The 17,079-nt window shown below is 68.6% G+C and carries 18 protein-coding genes; 16 read left to right on the top strand and 2 right to left on the bottom strand.

What is annotated here, in order from left to right:
- Positions 1 to 32: 32 nt before the first annotated feature.
- Genes atzF through H8R02_RS04365 form a run of 16 tightly spaced genes read left to right on the top strand, consistent with a single transcriptional unit; the run spans position 33 to position 16,103 of the window.
- Entirely contained in the window at positions 33 to 1,733 is a 1,701-nt protein-coding gene (atzF, locus tag H8R02_RS04440) for an allophanate hydrolase (RefSeq protein ID WP_187080121.1), read from the top strand.
- A 17-nt stretch (positions 1,734 to 1,750) separates the two neighbouring features.
- Positions 1,751 to 3,370, top strand: a complete 1,620-nt coding sequence (locus H8R02_RS04435; protein ID WP_187080120.1) for an ABC transporter substrate-binding protein — start codon at positions 1,751 to 1,753, stop codon at positions 3,368 to 3,370.
- 40 nt (positions 3,371 to 3,410) lie between these two features.
- Complete coding sequence (locus tag H8R02_RS04430) at positions 3,411 to 4,424, top strand: ABC transporter permease (RefSeq protein WP_187080119.1); 1,014 nt, start codon at positions 3,411 to 3,413, stop codon at positions 4,422 to 4,424.
- Positions 4,421 to 5,314, top strand: coding sequence for an ABC transporter permease (locus H8R02_RS04425; protein ID WP_187080118.1), 894 nt, complete (start codon positions 4,421 to 4,423; stop codon positions 5,312 to 5,314). Before H8R02_RS04430 ends, H8R02_RS04425 begins: the two co-directional genes overlap by 4 nt.
- Entirely contained in the window at positions 5,311 to 6,279 is a 969-nt protein-coding gene (locus tag H8R02_RS04420) for an ABC transporter ATP-binding protein (protein WP_187080117.1), read from the top strand. The genes H8R02_RS04425 and H8R02_RS04420 overlap by 4 nt, the downstream gene beginning before the upstream one ends.
- Entirely contained in the window at positions 6,276 to 7,268 is a 993-nt protein-coding gene (locus tag H8R02_RS04415) for an oligopeptide/dipeptide ABC transporter ATP-binding protein (protein WP_187080116.1), read from the top strand. Before H8R02_RS04420 ends, H8R02_RS04415 begins: the two co-directional genes overlap by 4 nt.
- Before the next feature lie 2 nt (positions 7,269 to 7,270).
- Entirely contained in the window at positions 7,271 to 7,480 is a 210-nt protein-coding gene (locus tag H8R02_RS04410) for a DUF4089 domain-containing protein (protein WP_187080115.1), read from the top strand.
- A gap of 31 nt (positions 7,481 to 7,511) precedes the next feature.
- Complete coding sequence (locus H8R02_RS04405; protein ID WP_187080114.1) at positions 7,512 to 8,894, top strand: AtzE family amidohydrolase; 1,383 nt, start codon at positions 7,512 to 7,514, stop codon at positions 8,892 to 8,894.
- Positions 8,895 to 8,896: 2 nt separating this feature from the next.
- A complete protein-coding gene (hpxZ, locus tag H8R02_RS04400; protein WP_187080594.1) occupies positions 8,897 to 9,271 on the top strand; it encodes an oxalurate catabolism protein HpxZ in 375 nt (124 codons plus the stop codon).
- Between the two features lie 29 nt (positions 9,272 to 9,300).
- Positions 9,301 to 10,407, top strand: coding sequence for a BMP family ABC transporter substrate-binding protein (locus H8R02_RS04395; protein WP_187080113.1), 1,107 nt, complete (start codon positions 9,301 to 9,303; stop codon positions 10,405 to 10,407).
- Positions 10,407 to 11,519, top strand: a complete 1,113-nt coding sequence (locus H8R02_RS04390; protein WP_187080112.1) for an ABC transporter permease — start codon at positions 10,407 to 10,409, stop codon at positions 11,517 to 11,519. The genes H8R02_RS04395 and H8R02_RS04390 overlap by 1 nt, the downstream gene beginning before the upstream one ends.
- Positions 11,516 to 12,436: an ABC transporter permease gene (locus tag H8R02_RS04385; protein WP_187080111.1), complete on the top strand. Its 921-nt coding sequence runs from the start codon at positions 11,516 to 11,518 to the stop codon at positions 12,434 to 12,436. Before H8R02_RS04390 ends, H8R02_RS04385 begins: the two co-directional genes overlap by 4 nt.
- A gap of 2 nt (positions 12,437 to 12,438) precedes the next feature.
- Entirely contained in the window at positions 12,439 to 13,116 is a 678-nt protein-coding gene (biuH, locus tag H8R02_RS04380; RefSeq protein WP_187080110.1) for a biuret amidohydrolase, read from the top strand.
- Positions 13,117 to 13,118: 2 nt separating this feature from the next.
- A complete protein-coding gene (locus H8R02_RS04375) occupies positions 13,119 to 14,702 on the top strand; it encodes an ABC transporter ATP-binding protein (RefSeq protein ID WP_187080109.1) in 1,584 nt (527 codons plus the stop codon).
- Complete coding sequence (locus tag H8R02_RS04370) at positions 14,699 to 15,370, top strand: cysteine hydrolase family protein (RefSeq protein WP_187080108.1); 672 nt, start codon at positions 14,699 to 14,701, stop codon at positions 15,368 to 15,370. The genes H8R02_RS04375 and H8R02_RS04370 overlap by 4 nt, the downstream gene beginning before the upstream one ends.
- Positions 15,371 to 15,383: 13 nt before the next feature.
- Positions 15,384 to 16,103, top strand: a complete 720-nt coding sequence (locus tag H8R02_RS04365) for a GntR family transcriptional regulator (protein WP_187080107.1) — start codon at positions 15,384 to 15,386, stop codon at positions 16,101 to 16,103.
- 7 nt (positions 16,104 to 16,110) lie between these two features.
- On the opposite strand, the gene H8R02_RS04360 is transcribed toward H8R02_RS04365, so the two are convergent.
- The gene (locus H8R02_RS04360) at positions 16,111 to 16,509 is read right to left on the bottom strand and encodes a deaminase (protein WP_354004864.1); all 399 of its coding nucleotides are present in this window, start codon (positions 16,507 to 16,509) and stop codon (positions 16,111 to 16,113) included.
- The gene (locus H8R02_RS04355; RefSeq protein ID WP_187080106.1) at positions 16,506 to 17,069 is read right to left on the bottom strand and encodes a YbhB/YbcL family Raf kinase inhibitor-like protein; all 564 of its coding nucleotides are present in this window, start codon (positions 17,067 to 17,069) and stop codon (positions 16,506 to 16,508) included. Before H8R02_RS04355 ends, H8R02_RS04360 begins: the two co-directional genes overlap by 4 nt.
- Between the last annotated feature and the right edge of the window lie 10 nt (positions 17,070 to 17,079).

The following is a 17,079-nucleotide window of genomic DNA, read 5'->3' as shown; positions in this document are numbered from 1 at the left end:
CTGATCTTGTATCCAAGTTTGGATGCTCAGAGATGGTGCAGCCCCAGCCAACCCTTGCCGCCGGATCGAACGCCTGGATCACCCGGTCCGCCGAGCCCGTGCGGGTTGCCGCCACGGGCGCGCTGCAGGGCATGTCCTTCGCGGCCAAGGACAACATCGACGTCGCCGGCTTGCCGACGACGGCGGCTTGCCCCGCATTCAAATACGTAGCCACGGCGCATGCCGCCGTGGTGCGGCGACTGCTCGAAGCTGGTGCGTCCTGCGCCGGCAAGACCAACCTCGATCAATTTGCTTGCGGCCTGAACGGCACGCGCTCGCCGTACGGCGCGGTACCGAATGCGTTCGACGCCGCCTATGTGAGCGGCGGGTCCAGCTCGGGCTCCGCCTATGTTGTCGCGAAGGCTGAAGTCGATTTCGCGCTCGGCACGGACACCGCCGGCTCGGGCCGTGTGCCCGCGGGCCTGAACAACATCGTGGGGCTCAAGCCCTCCAAGGGCCTGATCAGCGCACGCGGCGTGGTGCCCGCGGCGCAGAGCGTCGATTGCGTCTCGATCTTCGCGCGCACCGTGGGCCTTGCGGCGCAAGTGCTGCAGCAGGCCATGGGCTACGACCGCGACGACCCGTTCTCGCGCGACCTGCGCCTCGCGGACCAGCCGTTTCCCGCGGCCTTCCGGTTCGGCGTGCCCGACAACCTGCCCTTCTTCGGGGACACGCTCGCGCAGAAGGCGTTCGCCGCGGCCATCGACAACCTGCAGGCCCTCGGCGGCACGCCGGTGCGCGTGCCCTTCGGCCCGCTCGCGCAGGCCGCGGCGCTGCTCTACGAAAGCGCGCTGGTCGCCGAGCGTTACACCGCCATCCGCGGCTTCTTCGACACGCATGCCGCCGAAGTGATCGAGCCCGTGCGCTCCATCGTCGCCAGCGGCTGCAGCTACAGCGCAGCGGACCTCTTCGAAGCGCAGGAGAAGCTGCGTGCCCTGGGCCAGCATGCCGCGCAGATGTGGCACGACATCGACGTGCTGCTCGTGCCGACCGCGCCCACGCACTACACCATCGCCCAGATGCTCGCCGACCCGGTGGAGCTCAATCGCAACCTCGGCGCCTACACCAACTTCGTCAACCTGTTGGACTACGCCGCGCTGTCGGTGCCGAGCAGCCTGCGCAGCGACGGGCTGCCGTTCGGCATCACCTTGATCGGCCCTTGCGGCAGCGACTGGCAGCTGGCCGATCTGGGGCAGCGCTATCACCACGCGACCGGCCTCCCGCAAGGCGCGACCGACGAGCCCCTGCCGGCTCCGGTTGCGATCCCCGGCCTGGCGAAGTCCGGCGTTGTCAAGCTGGCGGTCGTCGGCGCGCACCTCTCCGGCATGCCGCTCAACCCGCAGCTCACGGAGCGCGGCGCGCGCCTGCTGCAAGCCACCGAAACCGCCGCCGACTACCGCCTCTTCGCGCTGCCCGGCACCACGCCACCCAAACCCGGCCTCGTGCGCGTGCCGCAAGGCGAAGGCGCGCGCATCGCCATCGAAGTTTGGGAGATGCCGGTGGCGCACTACGGCTCGTTCGTTTCGCTGATCCCTGCGCCGCTGGGCATCGGCACGCTCTCGCTCGCCGACGGCAGCAGCGTGCAAGGCTTCGTATGCGAAACGCTCGCGACGCAAGGCGCGCAGGACATCACGCACCACGGCGGCTGGCGTGCCTACATGGCCGCCCGCGCCAACCCCATTTCTCCCTCGTGAACGCCAGGAGTCCCACCATGACGACAACATCATTGAAGCGCCGCTCGCTGCTCAAGGCCGCCGGCGCGCTGCCCGCGGCCGGAGCCGCGCTCTACGCGGGCCGCACGCAAGCGCAGGACCGCAAGGAAACGCTGGTGATGGCCAACGAGTTCGGGCCCAACATGCTCGACATCCACGGCCTGGGCGCCAACCGCCCGAGCTACGGCGTGGCCTGGAACGTCTACGACCGCCTCATGACCTACGGCCGCAAGAAGCTGCCGGACGGCTCGATGATGTACGACTACTCGAAGCTGGAGCCCGAGCTGGCCGAGCGCTGGAAGATGGACGCCGACGGCATGGGCGTCACGTTCTACCTGCGCAAGAACGCGAAGTTCCATGACGGCACGCCGGTCACGGCCAACGACGTCAAGTGGAGCTTCGACCGTGCGCTGGCGATGGGCGGATTCCCCACCTTCCAGATGAAGGCCGGTTCGCTCGAGGATCCTGCGCAATTCAAGGTGGTCGACGAGTACACGCTGCACGTCAAGTTCGTCCGCAAGGACAAGCTGTCGATGCCCGACCTCGCCGTTCCTGTCGCGTCGATCTACAACTCGACGCTTGCGAAGAAGAACGCCACCGAGAAGGACCCGTGGGCCGCCGAATGGCTGAAGAACAACACGGCGGGCGGCGGCGGCTACAAGGTGGTGAGCTTCAAGCCCGGGCAGGAGCTCGTGCTGGAACGCTTCGACGACTGGAAGAGCGGCCCGCTGCCGAAGATCAAGCGCATCATCCAGCGCGACGTGCCGTCCGCCGGCAACCGCCGCGCGCTGCTGCAGCGTGGCGACATCGACATGACCTACTCGCTGCCGCCGAAGGACTTCGCGGACTTCGCCGGCGACAAGAGCAAGATCAAGGTGGCGAGCCTGCCCGTGGAGAACGCGTTGTTCTACCTGGGCATGAACACCACCAAGCCGCCCTTCAACAACGTGAAGGTGCGCCAGGCCGTGGCGTACGCGCTGCCCTACGACAAGATCTTCGAGTCTGCGTTCTACGGCCGCGGCATCAAGATGAGCGGCGCCAGCAACGACCCCAAGGCGCCGGTGTGGCCGCAGCCGCACGGCTACAAGCAGGATCTCGCCAAGGCCAAGCAGCTGATGCAGGAGTCGGGCGCCGGCGCGATCGAGACCACGCTGTCGTACGACCTGGGCTCGGCGACGGTAAGCGAGCCGACGGCCATCCTCGTGCAGGAAGCGCTGGCGCAGATCGGCATCAAGGCGTCCATCAACAAGGTGCCCGGCGCGAACTGGCGCGCGGCGCTGCTGAAGAAGGACATGCCGATGATCCTCAACCGCTTCGGCGGCTGGCTGAATTACCCGGAGTACTTCTTCTTCTGGTGCTACCACGGGCAGGACGCCGTGTTCAACACCATGAGCTACAAGAACCCGACGCTCGACAAGCTGATCACCAACGCGCGCTTCGCCGAGAGCAAGCCGCTGTACGACGGCATGGTCAAGGACATGATCAAGGTGGCGCACGACGAGGTGCCGCGCATCCCGCTCGTGCAGCCGATGATGGACGTGGCGATGCAGCCCAACATCAGCGGCTACACCTACTGGTTCCACCTCGAGCCGGACTACCGGCAACTGGTGAAGGCATAGAAGGCCGTCATGCCGGGCTTGACCCGGCATCCATGCAACCATGCCAATGCTCATCGCCAAACGCCTGCTCGGTGCCCTGCCGAACCTGCTGGGCATCGTGCTCATCACCTTCCTGCTCACCCGCGCGCTGCCGGGCGACCCGGCGGCGTTCTTCGCGGGCCCCGCGGGCACGCAGGAGGCGGTGCAGCAGGTGCGCGAGAAGCTGGGCCTCAACCGCAGCCTGCCGGAGCAGTTCTGGATCTACGTGAAGGACCTCGCGCGCGGCGACCTGGGCAACGCGCTGTCCACGGGGCAGCCGGTGCGGCAGGAGCTCATCTCGCGGCTGCCGGCCTCGCTGGAGCTGGTGCTGGCCTCGCTCGTGTTCGCCGTGAGCATCGCGATCCCGCTGGGCATTGCCGCGGCCCGGCATCCCAACTCGTGGATCGACCATGCATGCCGGCTCGTGACGACGGCGGGCGTGTCGCTGCCGACCTTCTTCACCGGGCTGCTGCTCGCGTACGTCCTTTACTACCTGCTCGGTTGGGCGCCGTCGCCGATCGGTCGCATGGATCCTTACCTCACCGCGCCCGCCGCGGTCACGGGCTTCTACACGATCGACAGCCTCATCGCCGGCGACGTGAAACTGTTCGTCGCGAGCGCGAAGCAGATGATCCTGCCGGTGCTGACGCTCGGCATCTTCGTGCTGGCGCCGCTCGCCCGCATGACGCGCGCTTCGATGCTGGCAGTGCTCTCGGCCGACTTCGTGCGCACGGCGCGCGCTTCGGGCTTGTCCACGCCGACGGTGCTGGTGCGCTATGCCTTGCGCAACGCGCTGCTGCCGGTGGTGACGACGCTCGGCATGGTGTTCAGCTTCCTGCTCGGCATGAGCGTGATCGTGGAGAAGGTGTTCGCGTGGCCGGGCGTCGGCTCGTTCGCGCTGGAGGCGCTGGTCGCGAGCGACTACGCGCCGGTGCAGGGCTTCGTGTTGACGATGGCGGTGCTGTACACGCTGCTCAACCTCGTCATCGACCTCCTCTACGTGGTCATCGACCCACGCGTGAGGCTCGCGTCATGAGTGCCGTCCTGGAAGCACCCGTCGCCGCCGCGCGTCCGCGCGCGCAGAAGTCGTTCTGGTCGCACGTGAAATACGTGCTCTCCGACAACCCGTTCACCCTGGGCGCCGCCATCCTGTTCTCGCTGTTCGTGGTGGTCGCGATCGTGGGCCCCTGGATCGCGCCCTACGACCCGCTCGCCACCAATGTCGGCCCGACGATGCAGCCACCGTCGGCGAAACACTGGTTCGGCACCGATTCGCTCGGCCGCGACATCCTCTCGCGCGTCATCGTCGCCACGCGCATCGACTTCGCCATCGCGCTGTCGGCCGTGAGCGCGTCGTTCGTCATCGGTGGCCTGCTCGGCGCCTGCGCCGGCTACTTCGGCGGCTGGCTGGAGCGCATCGTCATGCGCGGGTGCGACATGGTGATGAGCTTCCCGTTGTTCGTGCTGGCGATGGGCATCGTGGCCGCGATGGGGAACACGGTCGCGAACATCATCCTCGCGACGGCGGTGGTCAACCTGCCCTTCTACATCCGCGTGGCTCGCACCGAGGTGAACGTGCGGCGCGAAGCCGGCTTCGTGGAGGCGGCGCGGCTGGCAGGCAACGGCGACGCGCGCATCCTGCTGCTGCACCTGGTGCCCAACGCGATGCCGCCGATGATGGTGCAGGTGTCGCTCAACATGGGCTGGGCGATCCTGAACGCGGCAGGCCTGTCCTTCATCGGCCTCGGTGTGTCGCCGCCCGTGGCCGAGTGGGGAATCATGGTCGCGGAGGGTGCGACATACATCATCTCCGGCGAATGGTGGGTGGCGCTGTTCCCGGGCGGCGTGCTGATGCTGGCGGTGTTCACCTTCAACCTGCTCGGCGACGGTTTGCGCGACATCATCGACCCACGGAGGAGGACATGAGCGACCTCCTCCACGTGCGCAACCTGTCGCTGCAGTTCAAGACACGCGACGGCGTCGTCAACGCTTTGCAGGACGTGTCGCTGTCCATCGGCAAGGGCGAGACGGTGGGGCTGGTCGGCGAGTCGGGTTCGGGTAAGAGCGTGCTCTCGTACGCGATCCTCGGCCTTTCCGACACGGCGGCGCGAGTCACGCAAGGCACCGCGTACTTCGACGGCATGGACCTGCTCGCGGCAAAGGAAGCCGACCTGCAGGAGATCCGCGGCCGCGAGGTGAGCATGATCTTCCAGAACCCGAAGGTCGCGCTCAACCCGATCCGCAAGGTGGGCCACCAGCTGGAGGACGTGCTGCTGCGGCACACCACGGTGCTGCGTTCCGAAGTGAAGGCGCGCGCGATCGAGTGCCTCGCCGAGATGAAGATCCCGGACCCGGAGCGCCGCTACCACGCATACCCGTTCGAACTCTCCGGCGGCCTCTGCCAGCGCGTGATGATCGCGCTTGCACTGGCCTGCGGCCCCAAGCTGCTGATCGCCGACGAGCCCACCACCGGCCTCGACGTGACCACGCAGGCCGCCATCATGGCGCTCGTCAAGGAAAAGACGCGTGCCCGTGGCATGGCGACGCTGCTCATCACGCACGACCTCGGGCTGGCGCGCGAGCAGTGCGATCGCATCGTCGTGATGCATGCGGGGCACATCGTGGAATCCGCGCCGACGGAAGCGCTCTTCACCGAGCCGCGCCATCCCTACACGCGCTTGCTGATCGGGGCGACGCCGGTGGGGCGCGCTTCGCTCGAGGAACTCACCGCCATCGGCGGCAGCCTGCCCGACCTGCGGCGCACCGACCTGCCCACCTGCCGCTTCGCCGAGCGCTGCCCGGGGCGCAGCGAGGCCTGCGCACTGCCACTGCCCGAGCTGGTCGACGGCAACCACGTCGTGCGCTGCCATCGCGTGGAGATGATGGTATGACCGCGGCCCTGCTCGAGGTGATGGAAGTCGCCAAGCGCTTCCCCGTCAAGACACCGCAAGGCAAGGGCGAGCTGCATGCGGTGGACGGCGTCACGTTCCGCATCGAAGCGGGCGAGACAGTGGGGCTCGTGGGCGAGTCCGGCTGCGGCAAGTCCACGCTCGTTCGCCTGCTCACGCGCACGCTGCCGGTCTCGGACGGTCAGATCCGTTTCCTCGGCGCGGACCTGGGTCTCGTCGACCCGCGCGACATGCCCACGCACAAGTCACGTCGTGAAGTGCAGATGGTGTTCCAGGACCCGCACGACAGCCTCAACCCGCGCTACAGCGCGTTCGACACCATCGCCGAGCCGCTGAAGCTGCTGGGCGAGGTGAAGGATGCGCAGGAGATCCGCCGCCGCGTCGAGGAGATCGCCACGCTCACGGGCCTGCCGCACGAGCTGCTGCCGCGCTTTCCGCACCAGCTCTCCGGCGGCCAGAAGGCACGCGTGGGCATCGCCCGCGCCGCAGTGCTGCGGCCCCGGCTGCTGGTGCTGGACGAACCGACCGCGGCGCTCGACGTGTCCGTGCAGGTTGTCATCCTGCAGCTGCTGCGCGAACTCAAGCGCGAGCTGGGCATGAGCTTCCTCTTCGTGTCGCACGACCTCAACGTCGTGCGCCTGCTGTGCGACCGGGTGCTCGTGATGTACCTCGGCTCGGTGGTCGAGAGCGGCCCGGCGGCGCAGGTGTTCGCGAACCCGCGGCATCCGTACACGCGCGCGCTGATCGCCTCCATCCCGGGTACGGGCCACGACGCCTTGCAACACCTGCTGCCGGGCGAGCCGCAAAGCCCCATCCGCATGCAGGGTGCGGCGGCGTCCACGCGATGCCGCTTCCTGGGGCGTTGCCCGCATGCGGCCGGCGAGTGCGAACAGGCATTGCCCTTGCTTCAGCAGGTTGCGCCGCAGCGCGAGGTGGCCTGCCATCGCGCCGAAGCGCTCCCGGAGTTCTGAGCATGGAAGAAAACGACGTCCTCGCCTATGTCCGCGCCGCGGCGCAGGCGCTGCAGCTGCCGCTCGACGACGAACGGGCGAAGGCGGTGGCGCTGCACTTCGGCCGCACCGTCGGCATCGCGCGCGTGCTGGACAACGCGCCGCTCGCGCCGGAATCCGAACTCGCGGAAATCTACCGGCCGGCGCCGTTCCCGCCGGAGGACGCAGCATGAAAACGGCCGGGCCTGTGCCCCTGGTGATCGCATGAAGACGACCGAACTCCTGCGCGCGGTGGCCGGCGGCGAGCGCAGTGCCCGCGAAGTGTGCGATGCCGCCATCGCGCGGATCGACGCCACGGACCCCCGCGTCAATGCGTTCACCGAGCGGACCTTCGCCCGTGCACGCGCCGAGGCGGACGCCGTCGATGCGCGCCGCGCGCGTGGCGAAGTACTGCCGCCCCTCGCGGGCCTGCCGTACGCCGTGAAGAACCTCTTCGATGTCGCGGGTGTCATCACGCTCGCGGGTTCGAAGATCAACCGCGACCTTCCGCCGGCACAGGACGACGCGGTCCTGGTGCAGCGGCTGAAAGCAGCCGGCGCCGTGCTGCTGGGCGCGCTCAACATGGACGAATACGCGTACGGCTTCACCACCGAGAACACGCACTACGGCCCCACGCGCAACCCGCACGACCTCACGCGCATGTCCGGAGGTTCCTCGGGCGGTTCCGGCGCGGCCGTCGCTGCGGGCCAGGTGCCGCTTGCACTCGGCTCGGACACGAATGGATCTATCCGCGTGCCTTCGTCGCTCTGCGGCGTGTGGGGCCTGAAGCCGACCTTCGGGCGCCTGTCGCGCCGCGGCAGCTACCCCTTCGTGCACAGCCTCGACCACCTCGGCCCCCTGGCCGACAGCGTGGAGGCGCTCGCGCTTTCCTACGACGCGATGCAAGGCGCCGATCCGCAGGACCCGGGTTGCCACGCGCAGCGCGTGCAGCCTGCGGCGTCACGCCTCGGCAACGGCCTTGCCGGGCTGCGCATCGGCGTCCTTCGCGGTTATTTCGATGACAACGCCACACCCGCCGCGCGCGCAGTGGCACAGCAGGCCGCGAAAGTGCTCGGCGCCACCGAAACCGTCGACTGGCCCGATGCCGGCATCGCGCGTGCGGCAGCGTTCCTGATCACCGCAAGCGAAGGCGGCAGCCTCCACCTGCCGGACCTGCGCAAGCGCCCGCAGGATTTCGAGCCGCTGTCGGTCGACCGCTTCATCTCCGGCGCGCTGCAGCCGGTGGACTGGTACCTGCGCGCCCAGCGCTTCCGCCGCATCTATCGCGACAAGGTCAACGCGCTCTTCGAACACTGGGACGTGTTGGTCGCGCCCGCGACGCCCGTGGCGTCTCCGCCGATCGGCACCGACTGGCTGGAGATCAACGGTCAGCGGCAGCCCAGCCGGCCCGTGATGGGCTTGCTCACGCAACCCATCTCTTTCGCAGGCTGCCCCGTCGTCGCCGCACCGCTGTGGCCCGAAGGCACCGGTGGCCTGCCGATCGGCGTCCAGCTGATCGCCGCACCGTGGCGCGAGGACCTGTGCCTGCGCGCCGCAAAAGTGCTGCAGGACAGCGGCACGGCGCACCTGAAGGACCCAACGCTGTGACGATGCAGATCAACCTGCCCGACGTGCTGGCCGAGGTCAAGGCGCAATTCGCTCGCTACGAGCAGGCACTCGTGACGAACGACGTCGCCGTGCTCGACGAGCTGTTCTGGGACAGCCCGCACACGCTGCGCTACGGCGTCACCGAGAACCTCTACGGCTACGGCGCCATCAAGGACTTCCGCGCCTCGCGCCCCGCGCAGGGGCTCGCGCGCGAAGTGCTCAAGACGGTCATCACCACCTACGGCCGCGACTTCGCCACGGCCAACATCGAATTCCAGCGCGCGGGCGGCACAAAGACCGGCCGCCAGAGCCAGACGTGGATGCGCACGCCCGAAGGCTGGCGCGTCGTGGCCGCGCACGTGTCGCTTCTTTCCTGACTTTCACCAACCGCTCTGAGGAGAAAACCATGAGCCAGCAGTACAACCGCCGCGACACCCTCAAGACGCTTGCCGCATTGAGTGCTGCCGGCGCCGCCCCGCTCGCGTTCGCGCAGGCCAAGCCGATCACCGTTGGCGTCATCTACGTCGGCCCGCGCGACGACTACGGCTACAACCAGGCGCAGGCCGAGGCCGCCGCGCAGCTGAAGAAGATGGCCGGCGTGAAGGTGGTCGAGGAAGAGAACGTGCCCGAGACCGCGGCCGTGCAGAAGACGATGACGGGCATGATCGCGCAGGACGGCGCGTCGCTCGTGTTCCCCACGTCGTTCGGCTACTTCGACCCGCACATGCTGGCCGTGGCCGCCAAGCACCCCGACGTGCGCTTCGCGCACTGCGGCGGCATGTGGACCGACGGCAAGCACCCGAAGAACACCGCCAGCTACTTCGGCTACATCGACGAGTGCCAGTACCTCAATGGCGTCGTGGCGGGCCACATGACCAAGAGCAACAAGCTCGGGTTCATCGCGGCCAAGCCGATCCCGCAGGTGCTGCGCAACATCAACGCTTTCACGATGGGCGCGCGCTCGGTCAAACCCGGCATCACCACGCAGGTGATCTTCACCGGCGACTGGTCGATGCCCGTCAAGGAAGCCGAGGCGACGAACAGCCTCGCCGACCAGGGTGTGGACGTGTTCACGATGCACGTGGACGGCCCGAAGGTCATCGTCGAGACCGCCGCCAAGCGCGGCAAGATGGTCTGCGGCTACCACGCCAGCCAGGCGAAGCTCGCGCCGCAGGCTTACCTCACCGGCGCCGAATGGAACTGGCTGACCGCGTACACCAACTTCATCGAATCGGCGCGCGGCGGCAAGCCCCACCCGAACTTCGTGCGCGGCGGCCTGAAGGAAGGCTTCGTGAAGATGTCGCCCTACGGCAGCGCCGTGAGCGACGCCGCGAAGAAGCAGGCCGACGCCGTGAAGGCCGAGATGGTCGCGGGCAAGTTCGACATCTTCAAGGGCGGCCTGAAGGACAACAAGGGCGCGGTCGTCATCCCGGCCGGCAAGGTGTTCAAGCAGACGGACATCGAGCTGGAGAAGATGAACTACCTGGTCGAAGGCGTCATCGGCAGCGTCTGATGAAGCAAGTCGCCCGCGAGGCCGCCCTGCCGCTCGCCGCGATCGCCGCGGCGCTGGGGCTGTTCGGGATCTTCGTCGCGTTCGCGGGGGCCAACCCGCTGGACGTGTGGCTGATCCTGTTCAAGGGCGCCTTCGGCGACTGGTACTCGTGGCAGAACACGCTGCAGCGCGCGGCGCCGCTCATGCTGACCGCGCTGTGCGTGGCGATCCCCGCGCGTGCGGGGCTCGTGGTCATTGGGGGAGAGGGAGCCTTGGTCCTGGGCGGGCTGGCGTGTGCCGCGCTCGCCCAGGGCTTTTCTTCTTCGGCGGGGTTCGTGGGCACCGTGTTCGTGTGCATCGCGGGTGCAGTGGCGGGTGCTGCATGGATTGCATTGGCGGGGTGGCTGCGGCAGTGGCGCGGCGTGAACGAAACCATCAGCAGCCTGTTGCTCGCGTACGTCGCCATCGGGCTGTTCAAGCACATCGTCGAAGGGCCGCTGCGAGACCCGGCGAGCCTGAACAAGCCGTCGACGCATGCGCTTGCCGAATCCCTGCGCATCGGCGGGATCGCGGGCTCCGACGTGCATTGGGGCCTCGTGCTAGGCGTGCTGGCGTGTGTCGTGGCGGCGCTGTGGTTGCGGTGGACGCCTTCCGGTTTCTCGGTGCGCGTGGTGGGTGGCAACCTGCGTGCGGCGCAGCTCGTCGGCTTGCCGGCCACGCGCTTGATCCTCGTTGCATGCGCGTTGGGCGGCGCCGCAGCCGGGCTGGCGGGCGCGGTGGAAGTGGCGGCGGTGCACACGAGTGCGAACGCGTCGCTGATCGCGGGGTACGGCTACGCGGGCATCCTCGTGTCGTTCATGGCGCGGCACCATCCGCTGGCGATCATCCCTGTGGCGATCCTGTTCGGCGGGTTCGGGGCGGCGGGTAGCTTGCTGCAGCGGCGGTTGGGCCTGCCGGACGCCAGCGTCGTGGTGCTGCAGGGGATTGCCTTTGTCCTGATTCTCGCGAGCGAAGCCTTGCGCGACGTGGAGTGGCGCGCCGTGTGGAAGCGCCTCTCCGTCATCCCGGGCTTGACCCGGGATCCCCGCTCGCTCACATGGACCCCGGATCAAGTCCGGGGTGACAGCCCGTGAGCGCGGATGTGGTGGTCACGCTCGCCAGCGCCATCCTCGGGGGCGCGCTGCGAGTTGGGGCGCCCTTTCTTTTCGTCTCGCTCGGCGAATGCCTCACCGAGAAAGCCGGCCGCATCAACCTCGGCCTCGAAGGCGTGCTGGTCCTCTCGGCCATGTGCGCCTTCGGCGGCTCGTACCTGAGTGGCAACGTGTGGATCGGCGTCGTCTGCGCGATGCTCGCGGGCGCCGCGCTCGCCGCCTTGCACGGCGCTTTGTGCTCGCTGCCGCGCGTGAACGACGTCGCGACCGGCATCGCGCTCATGCTCCTCGGCATGGGTCTCGCCTTCTACCTCGGCAAACCGCTGATCCAGCCGCAGGCCCCGCAACTGCCGCCCATCGAGCTGGGCAACTGGAGCGACACGCCCGCGGTGAAAGCCGCATTGCAGATCAACCCCCTCGTGCCGCTCGGCATGCTGCTCGCCGCCGCGATGGCGTGGGCGTTCGCGAACACGCGGCCGGGCCTCCTCGTACGGATGGCGGGCGACTCGTCCGATGCGGCGCGGGCGCTCGGTTACTCCGTCAGCGGCATCCGCATCGCTGCGACCGCGGCCGGCGGCATGATCGCCGGCCTCGGCGGCGCGTGCCTCACGCTCGCCTACCCGGGCAGCTGGAACGAGGGCATCTCCAGCGGCCAGGGCCTGATCGCGGTGGCGCTGGTGATCTTCGCGCGCTGGAGCCCGCTGCGCTGCGTGGGCGCCGCGCTGCTGTTCGGCGGCGCCGGCGCGATCGGTCCCGCGCTGCAGTCGGTGGGCATCGGCTGGGGCTACCACCTGTTCAACATCGTGCCCTACGTGCTCACGCTCGTCATCCTCGTCCTCAGTTGCAGGCCGGGGCAGCTGGCGGCGGGCAGCCCGGGCGAGCTCTCCTCCGCGAGGTGAAGATGGAAAAGTACGTCACCGCCAACCCGTACCTGTGGCCGTACAACGGCGACCTGCGGCCGCAGAACACGGCGCTCGTCGTCATCGACATGCAAACCGATTTCTGCGGCCACGGCGGCTACGTCGACAAGATGGGCTACGACATCTCGCTCACGCGCGCACCGATCGAGCCGCTGAAGAAGCTCATGGCCGCGATGCGTGCAAAGGGGTATCACGTGATGCACACGCGCGAGGGGCACCGGCCGGACCTGTCGGACCTGCCCGCGAACAAGCGCTGGCGCTCGCGCCAGATCGGCGCGGGCATCGGGGACGACGGGCCTTGCGGCAAGATCCTCGTGCGCGGCGAGCCGGGCTGGGAGATCATCCCGGAGCTCGCGCCGCTGCCGGGCGAGGTGGTGATCGACAAGCCGGGCAAAGGCTCTTTCTGCGCGACGGACCTCGAACTGATTCTGCGCACGAAGGGCATCGCGAACCTCATCCTCACCGGCATCACCACAGACGTGTGCGTGCACACGACGATGCGCGAGGCCAACGACCGCGGCTTCGAATGCCTGATGCTGTCCGACTGCACGGCGGCCACCGACAAGGGGAACCATGAAGCGGCGCTGAAGATGATCACGATGCAGCACGGCGTGTTCGGCGCGCACGCACCGTCCGGCGCGGTGCTCGAGGCGATCTGACCATGTCCGGCATGCCCGCGCAGCTGCACGCGAACACCGGCGCCATGGCGCTGGAGACGTACGAGCTGACCAAGCGCTTCGGTGCCTTCACGGCGCTCGACCATGTCGCGCTGAAGGTCGAGCCGGGCACCGTGCACGCACTGCTCGGCGAGAACGGCGCGGGCAAGAGCACGCTGGTCAAGTGCATCGCCGGCTTCCACCGCGCCGAGGAAGGCGCGGTGATGGTGGACGGGCGCGAGCAGGACATCGCCAACCCTGTTGTTGCCCGTGCGCTCGGCATCGGCATGGTCTACCAGCACTTCACGCTGGCGCCCGGGATGACGGTGGCGGAGAACCTGCTGCTGGCCGGGGGCGAAACGCCGTTCCTGATCGACTGGAAGGACAAGCGCGCGGTGCTCGACGCCTTCCTCGCGTCCACGCCGTTCCGGCTCGACCTCGATGCGCGGCCCTCGGAACTGGCTGCCGGCGAGAAGCAGAAGCTCGAACTGCTCAAGCAGCTGTACCTCAAGCCACGCTTGCTGATCCTCGACGAGCCGACATCCGTGCTCACGCCGCAGGAGGCCGACGAAGTGCTCGGGCACGTCCGCGAATTCGCGCGCGCCGGCCTGTGCACCGTACTGATCATCACGCACAAGTTCCGCGAGGTGATGGCGTATGCCGACGACGTGACCGTGCTGCGCCGCGGCAAGGCGGTGCACCACACGAGCGTGAAGTACACGGGGCCCGCATTGCTGGCGCGGCACATGGTGGGCGAAGCGGCGGAGCATGCGATCGAGGAAGAGAACCTCTCGCAGGTGCATGCCGTGCGCGTGCCCGCTGTCGCGGATGCGCGGCTCGCCCTGCAGGTAGAAGCGCTGGACGTTGTCGGAGACCGCGGCGCACCGGCGGTACGCGACCTGACGATGACCGTGCGCGCCGGCGAGATCCTGGGCGTGGCGGGCGTCTCCGGCAACGGCCAGCGCGAGCTGGTGGAGGCGCTCGTCGGCCAGCGGGAACGCGCCGGCGGGAGCGTGAGGGTGATGGGCGAACCGTATGCGGCGCGCCGCGCGGACAACCACCGCCTGAAGGTGCGCAGCCTGCCGGAGGAGCCGCTGCGCAACGCGTGCGTGGGCGACCTCAGCGTCGCGCAGAACATGGCGCTGCGCGATTTCGACCTGCCGCCGCTGGCATCGAAGGGGCTGCTGCGCTTCGGCGAATGGCGCGCGCGGGCGCGCTCGTGGATCGGGGCGTACGGCATCAAGACGCGCGGCGAGGACGCGCCCATCCGCAGCCTGTCCGGCGGCAACGTGCAGCGCGCGGTGCTTGCGCGCGAGCTGGCCGGCGACATCAACGTGCTGATCGCGGCGAACCCTGTGTTCGGGCTCGACTTCGCGGCGGTGGAAGAGATCCATGGCCGCATCCGCGGCGTGCGCGACCGCGGCGGCGCGGTGCTGCTGATCAGCGAAGACCTCGACGAACTGCTGGCGCTGGCGGACCGCATCGTGGTGATGAGCGAAGGCCGCATCGTGTTCGAGACCGGCGCGGCCGATGCGAAGCGCGAGGTGCTCGGCGCACACATGGGCGGCGGGCACGGAGGCCACGCATGAAGCTGGGTACCGCGAAGCCGTTCCCCTACGAGTTCGAGCTGAAGCGCACCGCGCTCGTCATCATCGACATGCAGCGCGATTTCGTGGAGCCGGGCGGTTTCGGCGAGTCGCTGGGCAACGACGTGAGCCTGCTGCGCGCGATCATCCCCAGCTGCCAGGCGGTGCTGAACGCGTGGCGCGAGCTCGGCGGCCTTGTCGTCCACACGCGCGAAGCGCACCGTCCCGACCTGTCCGACTGCCCTCCGGCCAAGCGAAGCCGCGGCAACCCATCGCTGCGGATCGGCGACGAGGGGCCGATGGGCCGCGTCCTCGTTGCGGGCGAGCCGGGCAACGAGATCATTCCCGAGCTGGCGCCTCGCCCCGGCGAGATCGCGCTCGACAAGCCCGGCAAGGGCGCGTTCTACGCGACGCCGCTGCAGGGCCTGCTGCAGCAGGTCGCCATCACGCACCTCGTGTTCATGGGCGTGACGACGGAGGTCTGCGTGCAGACCTCGATGCGCGAAGCCAACGACCGCGGCTACGAGTGCCTCCTGCTGGAGGACTGCACCGAGAGCTACTTCCCGCAGTTCAAGGCGGCGGCTGTCGAGATGTTCCGCGCGCAGGGTGCGATCGTCGGCTGGACGGCCACCAGTGCCGAGCTGCTGGCCGCGCTCGCCTCCGCCCGCTGATAGAGTCCGCACCGTGCAGACCACCCAGCATCGCTCGCACCGCCCCCGCACCGCGCCGCGTTCGCGCGCCGACGAGGTCTACGAGCAGCTCAAGCGCGACATCGCCGAGTTCGACCTCGTCCCCGGCGACCGTTTTACCGAGAACGAGATCTGCGAGCGGCTCGATGTCTCGCGCACGCCGGTGCGGCAGGCGCTGATCCGGTTGCAGCAGGAAGGCTACGTCGAAGTCCTGTTCCGCAGCGGCTGGCGCGTGCTGCCCTTCGACTTCGAGCAGTTCGAGCAGCTTTACGACCTGCGCATGGTGCTCGAGACCACCGCAGCGCAACGCATCTGTGCGGATGACCGCCGTGTCGACCGCGAATTGGTGGACAAGCTCAACGCGATCTGGCTCGTCGCCGCCGCCGACCGCGAGACCGACGCCGCGCAGGTGGCGCAGTGGGACGAGGAGTTCCATTGCTCGCTCGTGGCGGCTGCCGGCAACGCGGAGATGGCGCGCGTGCACCGCGACGTCACCGACCGCATCCGCATCATCCGCCGCCTCGACTTCACCAAGCAGGCGCGCATCGACACGACCTACGAAGAGCACGCGAAGATCCTGAAGGCCATCGCCCGCAAGCGCGGCGACCAGGCCGCGATGCTGCTGCGTGCGCACATCGAGACGAGCCAGGCGGAGGTGCGCAAGATCACGTTGCACCAGGTGCACCTGGCGCGGCAGGGGGCGGGTGGGAAGTAGGGCGCCTTCAGGGCCGGCCTGCGTCCGTGAGGTGCGATCCGAAGTACATGCGCGACACGCGCGCCGCCGCTGCGGCCCGTTCGCACAACGCGCAAGGGCGTGACGTGGAATAGAGCACCGTTCCCGCGAGATCGGCGCGACCCAGCCGCTTTTGCGCATCGCGGATCGCCTCGCGTTCCGCGTGCGCCGATGGGTCGTTGTTCATGATGACCCGGCTCGGCCCTTCGCCGACGATGGCGCCACCCAGCACGAGCACCGCGCCGTAGTCCTGGTCACCCCAGGACAACGCCAGCTTGCGCATCGCATCGGCCGCCTCGAACCAGCGCCGCTCCTGCGAGCTTGCCGTGAGCGGCAGCAACGAGGCAGCCGCGGCGGCGAGCAGCGCCCGCCGCCCGGCCGGGCTCACTTCTTCGCCTTCGCCCGCCCGTACTTCGCGGTGAAGCTTGCCTTCGCGATCGTGTTCGCGTTGGTCATGAAGCCCGCCACGGCTGCCGTTGCATCCGCGGGCAAGTCCAGCTTGTCGGTCTTGAGCGCATGCACGGTGAAGATGTAGCGGTGCGGCTTGTCGCCCTCGGGCGGGCACGCGCCGCCCCAGCCGGCGAAACCGTAGTCGATGCGGTTCTGCTTCGCGCCCTGCGGCAGGTTGGCGCCGCTCTGGTTGCCCGCATCGAGCTTGAGCTCGGTGACGTTGGCCGGGATGTTGTAGACGAACCAGTGCCAGAAGCCCGAGCCGGTCGGCGCATCGGGGTCGTACACCGTGACGGCGAAGCTCTTGGTGTCCTTGGGCGCGCCGCTCCACTTGAGCGCGGGCGACTTGTTCTCGCCCGAGCAGCCGAACACGTTGGCTTCCCACTTCTTGTCCATCATGGCGTTGGCCTTGATGTCCGGGCTTTCGAGCTTGAAGCCGGCGGCGTGGGCACCGGTGGCGGCGATCAACAGCGCCGCGGCGAGCAGTTTGCGTTGCATGGTGGGCCTC

The sequence above is a fragment of the Ramlibacter albus genome, assembly GCF_014297445.1.
Lineage (GTDB): Bacteria > Pseudomonadota > Gammaproteobacteria > Burkholderiales > Burkholderiaceae_C > Ramlibacter > Ramlibacter albus.
Note: the sequence above shows the minus strand (reverse complement) of the source record. Positions and strands in the feature narration are given on the sequence as shown.